The organism is Paraglaciecola sp. 25GB23A, assembly GCF_040012495.1.
Lineage (GTDB): Bacteria > Pseudomonadota > Gammaproteobacteria > Enterobacterales > Alteromonadaceae > Paraglaciecola.
On sequence record NZ_JBDYKM010000026.1, the window covers coordinates 1 to 14,589 of the forward strand.

The window sequence follows — 14,589 nt, forward strand, 5'->3', positions numbered from 1 at the left end:
TCCACTATTTATCATTGGTCACAGATGCCTTCTCACGCAAGATAGTCGGTTATCATGTCAGTAATGAAATGAAAGCGACGGATGTCGTTAAAGCGCTCGATATGGCGATACAAAATAGACGTTACGACCATGATGCTATTCATCACTCAGACCGAGGATTGCAATACTGCTCAACGTTGTATCAATCAGTACTTGAGACAAATAACATCCGCCCTTCAATGACTGATGGCTATGACTGTTATCAAAATGCGCTCGCTGAACGCATAAACGGAATACTGAAACAAGAGTTCTTAATCTATCAATGCAATACACTGGATGAGCTAAGTGTATTAGTCAGTGAATCGATAAACATATACAACGAATTAAGGCCGCACTTGAGTTTAGAGATGAACACACCTAACAAAGTGCATATAATGAAAAGCCAGCAAAAAATGCTGGCTTAAAACCGTCAACTTATTTTAGGACGGGACATAGAGACAGATTGTTTTCAGCTGCGAGCTGCTAGCGACGAGTTTCGAGCAAGAGCAACAGCAACAGCACAAGATAGGCTAGGTGGGCGACACGCCATATAGACAGTTCGGCTCACCTTGCGTTAATTCACCGAAAAAAGACTCGGCTGAATTAACACGGAAACGACACGTCATATAGACAGTTCGACTCAACTTGCGCTAATTCACCACAAAAAGACGTGGATGAATTAGCACAGCTTAGCTCTTTAGCTTAAACCTCAACTTACCCTCTTCAATCACCACTTCTTTACCTAGATTAATAAATACCCATTCTTCCCAGATATTTTCATCCATGGTGTAGCGTAATGATTCACTTTGGGTCATTTCTGCGACTCTTTTCTCGAGTTGTGACTGATGATAATCGAGTACTCGTTGTTTACTGCCATCAACATATAATTTTAAATAGTCATTCATTTCGACAGGTACGGTACTGCTCATTAAATTAAAGGCATTTTTCATCGTTCCGGTAAATAAGGACAACACTGGACTGGGAATAAACAGGCTTAATAAACTTTTGTAGTCTTTAATTATTGAATATTCATCTTTAACTAGGCGAATATTAACAATTCGAGTTTCTGCTAAGTATACCGCTTGTTGCTGTGGGTCATAATCTGGCTTTGCCGTCAAGCTGACAAGTAAATGCGCCCGGTAGATGGGACTGGCTAAATAATTGATTTCAAACGAACAAAGTAATTGGCAATGCAATAGATCAAAAGCTTTCGGCATATCCACTTCAGCAGATAATAAAACCAGTTTACCTTCACCTCTAGGTACGCTAATTGGTACTGTTTGAGGTAAATGGGGTTTAATTAGGTCCTCGATTTCTGCTGACGAATATTCTACATAGCGAATTTTTTTAAAATGGATAAACCATTTGGTAAACCACAGTTTTAGAGTCAATTTATGTGTCGATTTTAACAAATAAAGACTCCTTTAAAAGTCGTAAATTGATAGTAGTGACGGGTAATGATAAACGAAATGTAGCTTTAGTAGTAAGGTTTTAGTTAAGGCAAATTATTGAGAAAGGCGTAAAGGGTTTAACATTTAAGTAACACTTAAAATTCTTTTTTGATACACTAACTGGTATGACGTCAGATGTGTTGGGTTGGTTTAGTGTTTTGCGCTAAACGTCCTCAATACCATTCCCTCAAGTATTAGCAAGTAGATGAATATGCAAACAAACTCACAAACACAGTTCGACTTTATAATTGTAGGTGGGGGCTCAGCTGGTGCTGTATTAGCCACTCGTTTAACTGAAAATAAAGATTTTTCAGTTTGTTTAATTGAGGCGGGGGGTAAAGACACTAGTCCTTTCATTCATATCCCTTTTGGTTTGGCCTTGTTGTCACGTTTGACTAATTTGGGATGGAGCTATAATACTGCTCCGCAAACAGAACTTAACAAGCGCGAGTTATTTTGGCCACGAGGAAAGGTGTTAGGGGGCTCTAGTTCACTAAATGCCATGTGTTATATCAGAGGTGTTAAGGAAGATTATCAGCGCTGGGATAAACTAGGCGCTAAGGGCTGGGACTGGCAATCCGTTTTGCCTTATTTTCTTAAATCAGAAAAACAACAACATGGTGCTGATGAAAACCACGGTGATAGTGGCTACCTTAGCGTAAGCGACCTACGTCACGTTAACCCCTTGTCGAATACCTTTGTCAGTGCTGCCAATGAAGTTGGACTAAAAGAAGTAAGCGACTTTAATAGTGACGAACGTGAAGGATTAGGTTTGTACCAAGTCACTCAAATTAATGGTCAACGCTGTTCAACGGCCAAAGGTTACTTGACTGAAGCCTTAGGTAGGCCAAATTTAACAGTATTAACCAAGGCCTTAGTGCAGAAGATCACTACGTTGAACGGCCAAGCAACAGGGGTAATAGTTAAACTCAACAAGCAGTTACTTGAATTAAAAGCTAACAAAGAGGTGATATTAAGTGCCGGTGCGATTAACTCTCCGCAAGTTTTAATGTTGTCGGGTATCGGCCCAAAAAAACATCTGGCTGAGTATGGTATAACGACTGTGGTAGATTTACCTGGGGTAGGACAAAATTTACAAGATCACCTAGACGCGATTGTGCAAGTTCGTTGCAAGAATCGCGATAGTTATGCGGTGAGCTTTGCCGCAATCCCTCGTTATATAAAGGCGTCATTCGATTACCTATTTCAGCGTAAAGGTATTTTGAGTAGCAACGTAGCGGAAGCTGGCGGTTTTGATCGTACAGAGTACGCACAAGGTAGCCCAGATATTCAATATCATTTTTTACCTGCCATATTACTAAATCATGGGCGCACAACCGCTTTTGGATATGGCTTTGGGGTACATGTTTGTGGTTTATACCCCAAAAGTCGTGGTGAAATCCGTTTACAATCAAATGATCCAGCCCAACCTGCGATAATAGATCCTAAATATCTTAGCCATGTCGATGATCAAAAAGTAATGATCGCTGGAGTGCGCAAGGCTCGCCAGATTTTATCAGCAAAGGTATTTGAAAAATATCAAGCATGGGAGATAGGACCTGGACCTCAAGCCCAGTCTGATGAAGCGATCTTAGACTTTATTCGTAAAAAATCCGAAACTATTTATCATCCAGTTGGTACTTGTAAAATGGGTAAAGCCGAAGATCCAACGACCGTGGTTGATGAAAATCTAAAGGTTAAAGGCATAAAAGGTTTACGTGTGGTTGACGCCTCGGTCATGCCAAGCTTAATAGGTGGCAATACTAATGCGCCAACTATTATGATCGCTGAGCGTATCGCTGATTTAATTAAACAAGATTATAAGTCTTAATGATTTTGGCAAACTAGTGTGTTGGTAGTTCGCTAATATTATGTTTATTCGGATTTCAGTCTACTTTATCTGCTAATCGCATTAGTAATGCGATATTAAATTGGATGAAAAATAGCGGCAGGGATTTTTATTCTCGGTCATGACTTCTAGTAAATAGGTTGACTGCACACTCACACATTTCATCGATGTGACTGCGGTCAGCATAAATTCCATCAATAAGTAAACGAGCAATGCCGTGTAGGGTGCCCCACGTCACCTGAGCTAGGCGCAATGTATCTTCTGTAGCCGGCATAATACCAGTGTTTTGCCATTCCTTTGTCATTTCAACCTGTTGATGAAAGCTTGGGTAAGCGATATTGCGTAAGCTCTGTGTTGCGCTGTTTTGTTTCCATATCGTACGACCAAACATCAAATCGTAAAGCTCAGGATTATCCGCGGCATAGGCAATATAGCCGCGAATAAACTGGCGATACTTTTCTCTAGCCGTTAAACCCACGCTGTTAAAAATAGCGGTAGCGTCTTGTTGCCAGTGCATAAAACCCTGCTCAGCGATGGCGCAGAGTAGTTCGTTTTTATCTTTAAAATGATGGTAGGGAGCGGTACGAGATACGCCAACTTTATCGGCTAATTTACGCAGTGATAAGCCATCAATGCCGCTTTCTTTTAACATTATACTGGCAGCATCAACTAAGGAGCTGCGCAAATCACCGTGATGATAACTATTTTTTTCCAACTTTTTAGCCAATGGTCTATAACTCTCGTTTGCAGATATGTATAAAATTTATTAATAGGCGCTGATCTTGACAGCGTCAACATAAACCCTTAACTTGACGCTGTCTAGATTAAAATAATGTTAATTTAAATTACTGTATTCCATAAATTGGAGAAAGCTTGTGCACACCATTGATTTTTCAACGTTAAAGACCTTATCCGTATCCATTGAACACCATATTGCCCATATTCAACTGAGCCGTCCCGAGGCTCTGAATAGTATGATCCCTGCTTTTTGGAGTGAATTGCCAGCAGTGGTGCGTCAAATTGACGCGGATGCAAAAGCCCGAGTCATTGTTATTTCATCTCAAGGCAAACACTTTAGCGCTGGAATGGACTTGTCCGTATTCACCGAAATGGGTAAGAGTTTTAATGGTGAGCCTGCTCGCAGGGCAGAGCGTATGCGCCGCATGGTGTTGGAATTACAGGATAGTTTTAACGCCCTAGAAGAGGCACGCATACCAGTATTAGTCGCTATGCAAGGTGGCGTTATTGGCGGAGCTGTGGATATGGTCAGTGCAGCCGATTGCCGCTATTGCACTGAAGATGCTTATTTCACAATCAAAGAAACGGAATTGGGTATGACAGCCGACGTTGGCACCTTGCAACGTTTACCCCATCTTATTCCGCAAGGTTTGGTCAGAGAGCTCGCTTTTACTGGCCGCAATATGCGGGCCCAAGAGGCGCAAAGTTGTGGTTTAGTTAATCAAGTCTTTAGCGACCAGAGCAGTATGTTAGCCGCCGTTATGGCTATTGCCGCCAAAATAGCCATGAACTCACCTATGGCAGTGTCTGGATGTAAAGAAATGCTCAACTACAGCCGTGATCACTCGGTAAACGACAGTCTTAATTACATGGCCACATGGCAAGCTGGCATGTTTCAAATGCCCGATGTGCAAGAGGCCATGACAGCGGGTCAACAAAAGCGTTTACCTGAATATGCGCCCTTACATAAAAAAATGTCCAGTATGTAAATTCAAGCAAATTAATAAACAGTTTCGGCAAAACACTAGCTTTAGGAAAATATATGACAAATAACAACGCCAATACGAGCAAGGGTGCAAACAAGTATCCTCATTTACTCCAACCTTTGGATTTAGGTTTCACTACCTTAAAAAACCGCGTAATAATGGGCTCAATGCATACTGGCTTAGAAGAAGCGCCTAATGGCCACTTGCGCATGGCTGCTTATTTTGCTGAGCGCGCAAAAGGCGGTGTGGGGCTGATAGTGACAGGCGGAATTGGCCCAAATGATGAAGGTGCTACGCATAAAGATACCAAGCGTTTAGATACTGATGAGGCAGTGGGTCATCATAAAATGATCACCGATGCCGTGCATCAACATGGTGGCAAAATTTGCATGCAAATATTACATACTGGTCGTTATGCTTATAATCCCGCCTTAGTGGCTCCTTCTGCGGTTCAAGCGCCTATTAATCCGTTTAAACCCAGAGCTCTTGATCAAGAGGGCATAGAAAAGCAAATTGAAGACTTTATTTTCACTGCCAGTCAGGCCCAGAAAGCGGGCTATGACGGCGTAGAAATAATGGGGTCTGAAGGTTATTTTCTTAATCAATTTATTGCCGCTCGCACCAATCATCGAGATGACGAATGGGGCGGTGATTATCAAAACCGCATAAAGTTGCCGATTGAAGTCGTGCGTAGAGTGCGTGAGGCAGTAGGTAAAGAGTTCATAATTATTTATCGTTTGTCGATGCTTGATTTAGTTGAAGGCGGGTCAAACTATGCTGAAGTGGTTGAGTTAGGTCTAGCGATAGAAAAAGCTGGCGCAACAATTATCAATACTGGTATCGGTTGGCATGAAGCGCGTATCCCGACTATTGCGACTAAGGTTCCCCGTGCCGCGTTCACTTGGGTAACGGCTAAGTTTCGTAAGGCCTTAACTATTCCAGTGATTACTTCTAATAGAATTAATACACCAGAAGTCGCTGAGCAAGTGCTTGCTCGTGGCGATGCTGACATGGTGTCTATGGCTCGGCCATTTTTAGCCGATCCAGAATTTGTTCTCAAAGCTATTGAAGACAGAGCCGATGAAATTAATACCTGTATTGGTTGTAATCAGGCGTGTCTAGATCATGTGTTTGCAGGACAAATGACAAGTTGTTTAGTGAATCCTCGTGCTTGCCACGAAACTAAAATGAATATTGAATTAACGACTACTCCACTGAAAGTGGCTGTAATAGGTGCAGGGCCCGCGGGTTTAGCTGCAGCCACAACCGCCGCAAAACGCGGGCACAAAGTTACACTGTTTGATTCGGCCAGTGAAATTGGCGGTCAGTTTAATATTGCTAAACAGATACCCGGTAAAGAAGAATTTTCTGAAACCTTGCGTTATTTCGCACGGCAAATAGCCTTGTTAAATATTGATTTAAAATTAAATACCCGCATCAGCGTCAGTGAACTTAATCAAAGTGATTTTGACCAAGTTATTCTTGCTACAGGTATAAAACCGCGGACACCACCCATTGAAGGTATTGAGCATAGCAAAGTACTCAGTTATATCGACGTTATTACCCATAAAAAGCCAGTAGGCAAAAAAGTAGCGGTGATTGGCGCAGGTGGTATTGGTTTTGATGTGAGCGAATATCTATCTCATGGCAAACAAACCCCGAGTTTGGATATTCCTGCGTTTATGCAGGAGTGGGGGATTGATATGACTTTTTCTCATCGTGGCGGAATCGAAGGTATGCAAGCTAAACCAGAAGCGTCGCCTCGTGAGATTTATTTGTTGCAGCGTAAAACGACCAAAGTTGGTGCTGGTCTAGGTAAAACTACAGGTTGGGCGCACCGAGCTGGTTTGGTTAGTAAAGGCGTACATATGTTAGCTGGCGTTGAATACCTAAGAATAGACGATGCAGGTTTACATATTCGAGTGAATGACGAGGAGCAAGTCTTAGAAGTTGATAATGTCATCATCTGTGCTGGACAAGATCCTTTAAAAGAATTGGTGGATGGCCTATGCAAACCTTATCAACTAGTAGGTGGAGCTGACGTTGCCACTGAACTCGATGCCAAACGAGCGATTAAGCAAGGAACTTTAGTCGCCATGGCTGTATAGATTGATAGTGCGCAGTGATAACTTATTACTGCGCACTGTGTTTATGTTGGAGGTCTTTGTCTAAGGGATATTATAAAAGTGGCAGCTCTATTGTATCGCTGCATGATAGCGCATAGCTTGGGATTAAGAAGATTAACTGCTTTGCATACAGTTTCCTGCTGGGTTGCAAGCCATCCTTGAGTTAAACCTAGTTCTTTCCAAAACCTCAGATAAACTAAGTAAGGCCATTCCGCTAAACCTTTACTGCAGAGCAATTGGAATTAAGCAAGCTGCTTAGCTTTGTTAATGTTGGCACAATTTAAGGAATTTTTACCTTTCCTTGACTCATTGCTTCTTCAACACTAAACAGTAAAGTAAGTCTTAAACATGCAAACCCCGCAGGTTGATGCAATTTACTCTGAGTGCTGATACTCAGTAATGGAGCGAGTCTCAGTGACTGCTGGTCATTTTTTTAAACCAAGGTCTAGTCTGGTTTATTCACCTCTGGCCACACAAATCCCGTTGTTTCAGCACTATCAACTTTAGGTGGGCTGCTATCTCGTTGTGTTGTGGTTTTTGCTTTTGGTTGTTTGGCGATTTTTGCTAAATACAGCTGTTCAACTTGCTCCCGTGCCCAAGGGGTTTTACGCAGAAATTTTAAACTCGATTTTATTGAAGGATCGCTACTAAAGCAGTTGATACGGACCGCAATAGCCATCTTTTCCCAACCGAGTTTTTCAACCAGATCTTCGAGTATTTTCTGCAAGGTCACGGCGTGCAAGGGGTTATTATTTTGTGCTGTGGTCATTTTATGCCGCTGGAATATTTATTTACGATGCAGTATAACGTTTTTTTCTGCACTAAGGACAGTTGGTAAAAAAAAGCCCTGTTAGAACAGGGCTTTGATATCTTTAATTAGTCTTATGCGAAGTTTGCTGCAGCAAAATCCCAGTTAACTAAAGACCAAAAACCTTCTAGATATTTAGGACGCGCGTTACGATAATCGATGTAGTAGGCATGTTCCCACAAATCAACAGTCAACAATGGTGTGACGCTGCTGTCAGTCAATGGAGTACCAGCGTTGCTAGTGTTAACAATGTCTAAGCCATTTGCTGTTTTGACTAACCACGTCCAGCTTGAACCAAAGTTGTTGACTGCTTTGTCATTTAAAGCCGCTTTAAAGTCTGCAAAAGACCCCCATTTTGCTCTGATAGCATCAGCAAGAGCGCCCGTTGGTTCGCCGCCGCCATTAGGGCTTAAGCAGTTCCAGTAAAAAGTGTGGTTCCAGATTTGTGCTGCGTTGTTAAATACGCCGCCTTCAGAGCTTTTTACAATCTCCTCTAGGCTTTTAGAAGCCATATCAGTACCTTCAACCAAACCATTCAACTTAGTAACATAAGTGGCGTGATGTTTACCGTAATGGTATTCCAAAGTTTCTGCAGAGATGTGTGGTTCTAAAGCGTTCTTTTCATAAGGAAGCGCAGGAAGTTCAAAAGCCATGTTATTTCTCCATTTAGGTGTTGATGTGTGCATTAAGTCGTTGAATGCTAAATGCTAGACTTTAATCGCCCAGAGTAAAAGTGCAGTGTGAATATTACTTATAAATAAAACGCTGCATAAGGATCATATATTGCGTCAATAGGGGGTTATTTCAAGTCTTGCTTTAGAAGAAAATACTTAAGTTGCCAAAACAGTAAAAATATTGCGCTTTGATTTCAACTGGCCTTGAAAAGCGATAAACTAGTGGCCATTACTATGACCATACTTGATATGAGGCGAAAAAATGGAAAATATTGAAACCGTTGAAAAAATTCAGCAACAACTTAAAGAAAATCCGATTTTATTGTATATGAAGGGCTCGCCTAAATTCCCAAGTTGTGGTTTTTCGGCGCAAGCGTCACAAGCATTAATGACATGTGGAGAGCAGTTCGCGTATGTGGATATTCTGCAAAACCCAGATATTCGCGCAGAGCTGCCTAAATATGCCAATTGGCCGACATTCCCGCAGTTATGGGTAGATGGCGAACTTATCGGTGGCTGTGACATTATTCTTGAAATGGTACAGCAAGGTGAACTGCAGGGAATTATTAAAGAAACTGCTGCGAAATACCCCAGCCAAAACGCTGAGTAGTATTAGCTACACATGTGATAAAAAAATAGAGCGATATCGCTCTATTTTTTTATTTATTTTTAATTTAAAGGGGGCTTGATTGTGCAGGTGGTATTTTGTTCAAGCTTTTTTCTAAGCTAGTTAATTTACTATTCAGCTCATCTACTTTGTTGGTTAAGTTATTGTTACCTAAAGCGCTTGATATGAGTTTTTCACGCAAACTAGTCAATTGCTGCTCATTACTTTGAATCGTACGTTTTAGCAGATCTTGAGTCTCTTGGTTAACTTTCTGGTTTTGATTCAGCTGAGTTAGTTGATTATTTAAACTCACTACACTGGTGTCTTGTTGCTCATTGCTATCAATTAGACTTTTAATCTTTTTGTCATAACTTGATTTAAGTTTTTGCAATTCACCATTTAAATCTGCAATTTCTGCTTGATTGCGACGCCATGCAGAAGCCCATAATTTGTCCATTTGTTCCCACAAATCTTCGGTTTTTTTACTCAACTCCGTTACTTTCACTTGCAGAGCTACAGCTGATTGATCTAACTCTTCGCCTGTAGCGGACAATCGACGTTCTAATTCACTAATGCGTTCTTGTGCAAGACTTAAGGTTTTTTGTTGCTGAATTGACCAGTAAGCGCCTGCGGCAATCACGATGCCCAACACCAATATAAATATTAGCCAAGAAGGCGAGCCTGACCGCGTCGATTTAGCATCTCCTGGCGTTTTGTTTTTATTCGAGTTGGGTTTATTTGATTGCGCCCGAGTACGTTGAAATGACTCTAGGTCATCTCTTTCTAAGGTAATTTTGGGCATATCATCCATTGGTTCTATCGCCATGATATTTATATAATTCCTGCTGTTAAGGCTTATTGAGACTGTGAACCGTTTGAGTCACTGTATTTGCTCTATAAGATATCAAACAATCAGGGTAAAGTGAGCTAACAATTAAAAAAAACTGTGACTTAGAGAATAACTGGGGCAAAAATAAGCAGGGTGCACTTGATCTAAAACATCTCCCAGCTTTGAGGCGCTGTAACACACTTCAATATAGTGAGTGACAATTTGAGATATTGTTTGATATCTTAAGTTTATTAATTATGTAAACCTAAAGTTGAAACAGGTTTATACTTGGGAACCAGATGAATTGTGATTTAAAAACATCAATAATCGGTGACAAATGGAAAAAATAAAAGCTAGATACAAACGCCTTATTTCCGACGCTCGGATTTTAATTGTCGATGACGAGCCGATTAACTGCGAAATTATGCAACATATGTTGGGTGAACTCTACCACGTAAGTAGCGTGCACTCTGGGCAAGATGCGATTGACGCTTGTTTGAGCCAAAAACCAGATTTGATTCTACTTGACGTGGTGATGAAGGGAATGGATGGCCTTGAAACATGTCGCTTGATTAAAAGTAATGAAGAAATACAACATATTCCCATCATTTTCATTACTGGCGTGCAAGATGAGCAACAGGAAGCAGATTGTTGGGATGCAGGAGCTGTTGATTTTGTTGCAAAGCCGGTCAATGGTGTTGAACTGCGCAATCGGGTGCGCGCTCACCTTACGCACAAATTGCAAACTGATTTATTATTGAACTTGTCATACGTTGATAAATTAACTGGGGCCTATAATCGTCATTTTTTAGATGATGTTATACCGAAGTTAGAGAAACAATCAAAACGTAGCCACAGTTTGGTGAGTGTGCTGATGATTGATATAGACTGGTTTAAACTTTATAACGATCATTTTGGTCATTTACAAGGCGATGAATGTTTGCACCAAGTTGCAGATAGCATTGTGGATGTATTAAAGCGACCCACCGATATGCTTGTTCGTTTTGGAGGCGAGGAGTTTCTTGGTCTGTTAGTTGATACTGATAAACAAGGCGCCATGCATGTGGCACAGAACATTCTCGAAAAAATAAAACAAACCAACATAGACCACCCCAAGTCAGATTTTTCGCGCATTACCTTAAGTATAGGTGTTGCGACTTACAACGATCAAAACACGCAAACTACACTATTCGATGTTATTCAAGAGGCAGACAAATTGCTGTATAAAGCGAAATCGGCTGGACGGAATCAGGCGCTCGGATAAGGTGTATTTGCCTTATGTTTTAATTTTTCATGAGTCATTTGATTAAAAACAAGAAAAAGATTACTAATCTGTTGAAGTATTAACCATAAACGTGTAGCAAAGACTAAAAATCACTCACTTTTATCTTTGTAGTCACACAAGTCTTCAAGAATGCACGAGCCACAACGAGGCGTTCTGGCGATACAAGTATATCTGCCGTGCAAAATTAGCCAGTGATGCAGATTGTAAAAGAACTGAGCTTTGTTGGGGGTATTTTTGATGATGCTTTGTTCAGTTTGTTCAACCGTTTTACCTTTAGCATAGCCGGTACGATTCGCTACCCGTTGAATATGGGTATCGACTGCAATAAAGTAATTACCTTCATTATCTTTGAGCCAACCAAAAGCCGTATTGAGTACCACATTGGCAGTTTTGCGACCAACACCGGGCAAGGCTTCTAGGGCTTGACGATTTTCTGGTACTTGTGACTGATGCAATTTTATTAACATGTCACAGGTTTTGATCACATTTTCAGCCTTGGCGTTAAATAGGCCAATAGTTTTAATATAGAATTTGAGACCCTCAACGCCCAATGCATAAATTGCTTCTGGGGTATTTGCTACGGGATATAATTTCGCGGTAGCTTTATTAACGCCTACATCGGTTGACTGAGCCGATAAAATCACAGCAATAAGCAGTTCAAAGGGGGATGTGAAGTTCAGCTCGGTTGTTGGGTGAGGATTCTCAGCCTGCAAGCGCGTAAGCATTTCAATGCGTTTTTGTTTGTTCATCTAAATTTTATCTTCGTTGCTTAGGCTCAATTTTCTGCAGTAACCCGTGCCCGCTGAACAACTTTTACTTCTGTTTTAGCGGCGAATGCTTTCTCCATTCGTTTATCCAGCACATTTTTAAGCGCAATTAACAAACCCATACCGAGAAAAGCGCCAGGTGGCAAAATAGCTAATAAAAAAGGATTATCTGCACTGAATAAGGTTATTTGCCAATTACTCGCCCAGTCACCAAATAATAAGTTGGCACCAGCAAACAGGGTGCCATATCCCAGCACTTCGCGCATTGCGCCTAAAATAACCAGCACTAAGGTAAAGCCTAAACCCATCATCAGGCCATCTATGGCAGCCAGACCAACCGGATTTTTTGCTGCATAGGCCTCTGCTCGACCAATGATGGCGCAATTAGTGACTATCAAGGGTATAAAAATGCCAAGTGCCTGATACAAAGTAAAGGTATAAGCATTCATTAAAAGCTGCACAATAGTGACAAAAGACGCAATAATCATCACAAAAATAGGTATGCGGATCTCATTAGGCACAAAATTTCGAATCAAGGAAACTGTGGTATTTGAACCGATTAAAACTAAGGTTGTGGCCAAACCCAAGCCGAGACCATTTATCAAGGTTGCCGTGGTCGCGAGTAAAGGGCAAAGGCCTAATAATTGCACCAAGGCAGGATTGTTTTTCCATAGACCCTGCCAACTCAACTGTTTGAATTCATTCATCTTAGTTTTTCTCTGGTCGGGTAAGAACATCTAAACTACAGGCATTAGCGGCACTAAATATGGCTTGTTTTTCTTGCTGGTAATACAAGGCACTGCGTTTAACAGCTTTCACTACGGCACGAGGTGAAATAGTTGCACCAGTAAACTGGTCGAATTGCCCGCCATCTTTCTTAACTGCAAAGCGTTCACTGGTTTCAGGACTAAATAAAACTTGGGTAAAACTGAGGATCCAATCATTAACCCGTAAGTCGATTTTATCGCCAAGTCCTGGCGTTTCTTTGTGATCTAATACACGCACACCAGTGATGATAACATTGCCCTGTGCATCATCTGTCAGACCAACAACTAACTGAATTTTACCACTGTAACCATCGGGGGCAGTCGTTTCTATCGCTACCCCAACAGGAAGATTGTTGTTAAATGCCCGATAAATACGCTGGGGTTCTTTACTGCCTAAATACTCCGATGAAGTCACGTTAATACAATTATTTGCTATGGCGTTATCATATGAGCCTGGGGCAATAATAGCATTTAGAATGCCCTGTAACTTAGCTTGTTGTTGCAGGGCAATTTGTTCATGAGTAGCAAAGTAAGTAATAGCAATTAAACCACTTGTTAGCATGGCAAATATGGCCAAAATAAGCCCATTTTTACTGACCGACTTTCTCATTTTGTACTCGCTTTCGTCTTGTGGCCATAGACTCGCGGACGAGTGTAATAATCGATTAGTGGTACCGCCATATTCATAATAATAATGGCGAAAGCTACGGCATCGGGATAGCCACCCCACGTTCGGATAAGGTAAACCCAGATGCCAATTGCCGCACCAAAAATTAACCTTCCTTTGTTCGTGGTCGACGCGGATACAGGATCAGTGGCCATAAAAAAGGCACCAACAATGATACTACCGTTAAATACATGGAAAATTGCTGAGCCATAATGATCGCCATCAACTAAAAACATGATGCTTGCCATGACAATGATGCCGAGCATCATACTAGCCGGTATATGCCAGTTGATGACTTTTTGTTTGATAAGTAGCAAACCGCCGAGTAAAAAGGCACAACTAATCCAAGACCATGCAACGTTTAGCGAATAAATGCTGCTGTCAAAAATAGTGTGTTCAAGACTTTCAGTATAAGTCAGCCCTTTGGCTAATCCAGTTCTGAGGGTGTCTAAGGGAGTGGCCATTGTGCTGCCATCAAAACCAAAACGCAGTTGATTAAGGCTTAAGCCATTTTGGCTAAACCCGGTAAATATGGTGTACCAGCTATCGACAAAGGAATTATTATATTGGGCTAAGCTCTGAGGTGGCAGCCATTGGGACATTTGCAACGGAAATGAAATCAATAACATAACATAGGCAGCCATAGCGGGATTAAATAGATTAAAGCCCAAGCCCCCATACAGTTGCTTTACAATTGCGATAGCGAAAAACGTACCAATGACAATAACCCACCATGGCGCCAGAGGCGGAAGACTAATGGCTAACAATACTGCCGTTAAGACCGCACTGTAATCACGTAAGCTGCGTTCAAAATCACGTTTACGTAACTCTAGAATGCTGGCTTCAGTCACGACCGCTGTGATAATAGCTAAGGCGATTTGAATCAGGGTACCAAAACCAAAAAAGTAGGTTTGTAAGATGATGCCTGGGATCAGCGCATAAATAACCAGTCTCATTACTTGGCCGGTATTACGGCGATTATGCTGGTGCGGTGAGCTCGCCAGATTTAAATTCATC

At 41.4% G+C, this 14,589-nt stretch carries 15 protein-coding genes; 6 read left to right on the forward strand and 9 right to left on the reverse strand.

Annotated features, from left to right (window positions below):
- Window positions 1–443, forward strand: a 443-nt coding sequence (locus ABKW31_RS19920; protein ID WP_348618349.1) for an IS3 family transposase, incomplete at its 5' end; no start/stop codon positions are given.
- Window positions 444–707: 264 nt separating this feature from the next.
- On the opposite strand, the gene ABKW31_RS19925 is transcribed toward ABKW31_RS19920, so the two are convergent.
- Window positions 708–1,430 (reverse strand): hypothetical protein, encoded by a 723-nt coding sequence (locus ABKW31_RS19925; RefSeq protein ID WP_348618350.1) that lies wholly within the window; start codon window positions 1,428–1,430, stop codon window positions 708–710.
- A 250-nt stretch (window positions 1,431–1,680) separates the two neighbouring features.
- On the opposite strand from ABKW31_RS19925, the gene ABKW31_RS19930 reads away from it, so the two are divergent.
- Entirely contained in the window at window positions 1,681–3,300 is a 1,620-nt protein-coding gene (locus ABKW31_RS19930) for a choline dehydrogenase (protein ID WP_348618351.1), read from the forward strand.
- 127 nt (window positions 3,301–3,427) lie between these two features.
- Here ABKW31_RS19930 and ABKW31_RS19935 read toward each other — a convergent pair whose 3' ends face one another.
- On the reverse strand, window positions 3,428–4,033 hold the full coding sequence (locus ABKW31_RS19935) for a TetR/AcrR family transcriptional regulator (protein WP_348618352.1): 606 nt from the start codon (window positions 4,031–4,033) through the stop codon (window positions 3,428–3,430).
- 160 nt (window positions 4,034–4,193) lie between these two features.
- Between ABKW31_RS19935 and ABKW31_RS19940 the strand changes: the two genes are divergently transcribed.
- Both ABKW31_RS19940 and ABKW31_RS19945 read left to right on the forward strand, forming a co-directional pair.
- On the forward strand, window positions 4,194–5,045 hold the full coding sequence (locus ABKW31_RS19940; protein ID WP_348618353.1) for a crotonase/enoyl-CoA hydratase family protein: 852 nt from the start codon (window positions 4,194–4,196) through the stop codon (window positions 5,043–5,045).
- A 53-nt stretch (window positions 5,046–5,098) separates the two neighbouring features.
- Window positions 5,099–7,150: an NADPH-dependent 2,4-dienoyl-CoA reductase gene (locus tag ABKW31_RS19945; RefSeq protein WP_348618354.1), complete on the forward strand. Its 2,052-nt coding sequence runs from the start codon at window positions 5,099–5,101 to the stop codon at window positions 7,148–7,150.
- 463 nt (window positions 7,151–7,613) lie between these two features.
- On the opposite strand, the gene ABKW31_RS19950 is transcribed toward ABKW31_RS19945, so the two are convergent.
- Both ABKW31_RS19950 and ABKW31_RS19955 read right to left on the reverse strand, forming a co-directional pair.
- Window positions 7,614–7,937, reverse strand: coding sequence for a VF530 family protein (locus tag ABKW31_RS19950; protein WP_348618355.1), 324 nt, complete (start codon window positions 7,935–7,937; stop codon window positions 7,614–7,616).
- Between the two features lie 113 nt (window positions 7,938–8,050).
- Entirely contained in the window at window positions 8,051–8,629 is a 579-nt protein-coding gene (locus ABKW31_RS19955) for a Fe-Mn family superoxide dismutase (RefSeq protein ID WP_348618356.1), read from the reverse strand.
- A 292-nt stretch (window positions 8,630–8,921) separates the two neighbouring features.
- On the opposite strand from ABKW31_RS19955, the gene ABKW31_RS19960 reads away from it, so the two are divergent.
- A complete protein-coding gene (locus ABKW31_RS19960; RefSeq protein WP_348618392.1) occupies window positions 8,922–9,260 on the forward strand; it encodes a Grx4 family monothiol glutaredoxin in 339 nt (112 codons plus the stop codon).
- A 64-nt stretch (window positions 9,261–9,324) separates the two neighbouring features.
- On the opposite strand, the gene ABKW31_RS19965 is transcribed toward ABKW31_RS19960, so the two are convergent.
- Window positions 9,325–10,083: a hypothetical protein gene (locus ABKW31_RS19965; RefSeq protein WP_348618357.1), complete on the reverse strand. Its 759-nt coding sequence runs from the start codon at window positions 10,081–10,083 to the stop codon at window positions 9,325–9,327.
- A 340-nt stretch (window positions 10,084–10,423) separates the two neighbouring features.
- Between ABKW31_RS19965 and ABKW31_RS19970 the strand changes: the two genes are divergently transcribed.
- Entirely contained in the window at window positions 10,424–11,350 is a 927-nt protein-coding gene (locus tag ABKW31_RS19970; protein WP_348618358.1) for a diguanylate cyclase, read from the forward strand.
- Window positions 11,351–11,460: 110 nt separating this feature from the next.
- On the opposite strand, the gene nth is transcribed toward ABKW31_RS19970, so the two are convergent.
- Genes nth through rsxD form a run of 4 tightly spaced genes read right to left on the reverse strand, consistent with a single transcriptional unit; the run spans window position 11,461 to window position 14,588 of the window.
- Window positions 11,461–12,120, reverse strand: a complete 660-nt coding sequence (nth, locus tag ABKW31_RS19975) for an endonuclease III (protein ID WP_348618359.1) — start codon at window positions 12,118–12,120, stop codon at window positions 11,461–11,463.
- A gap of 26 nt (window positions 12,121–12,146) precedes the next feature.
- Window positions 12,147–12,845 carry an electron transport complex subunit E gene (locus ABKW31_RS19980; RefSeq protein ID WP_348618360.1) on the reverse strand — a complete coding sequence of 233 codons (699 nt, stop codon included), beginning with the start codon at window positions 12,843–12,845 and terminating at the stop codon, window positions 12,147–12,149.
- Window position 12,846: 1 nt separating this feature from the next.
- Window positions 12,847–13,515 carry an electron transport complex subunit RsxG gene (rsxG, locus tag ABKW31_RS19985; RefSeq protein ID WP_348618361.1) on the reverse strand — a complete coding sequence of 223 codons (669 nt, stop codon included), beginning with the start codon at window positions 13,513–13,515 and terminating at the stop codon, window positions 12,847–12,849.
- Window positions 13,512–14,588, reverse strand: a complete 1,077-nt coding sequence (rsxD, locus tag ABKW31_RS19990) for an electron transport complex subunit RsxD (protein ID WP_348618393.1) — start codon at window positions 14,586–14,588, stop codon at window positions 13,512–13,514. The genes rsxG and rsxD overlap by 4 nt, the downstream gene beginning before the upstream one ends.
- Between the last annotated feature and the right edge of the window lies 1 nt (window position 14,589).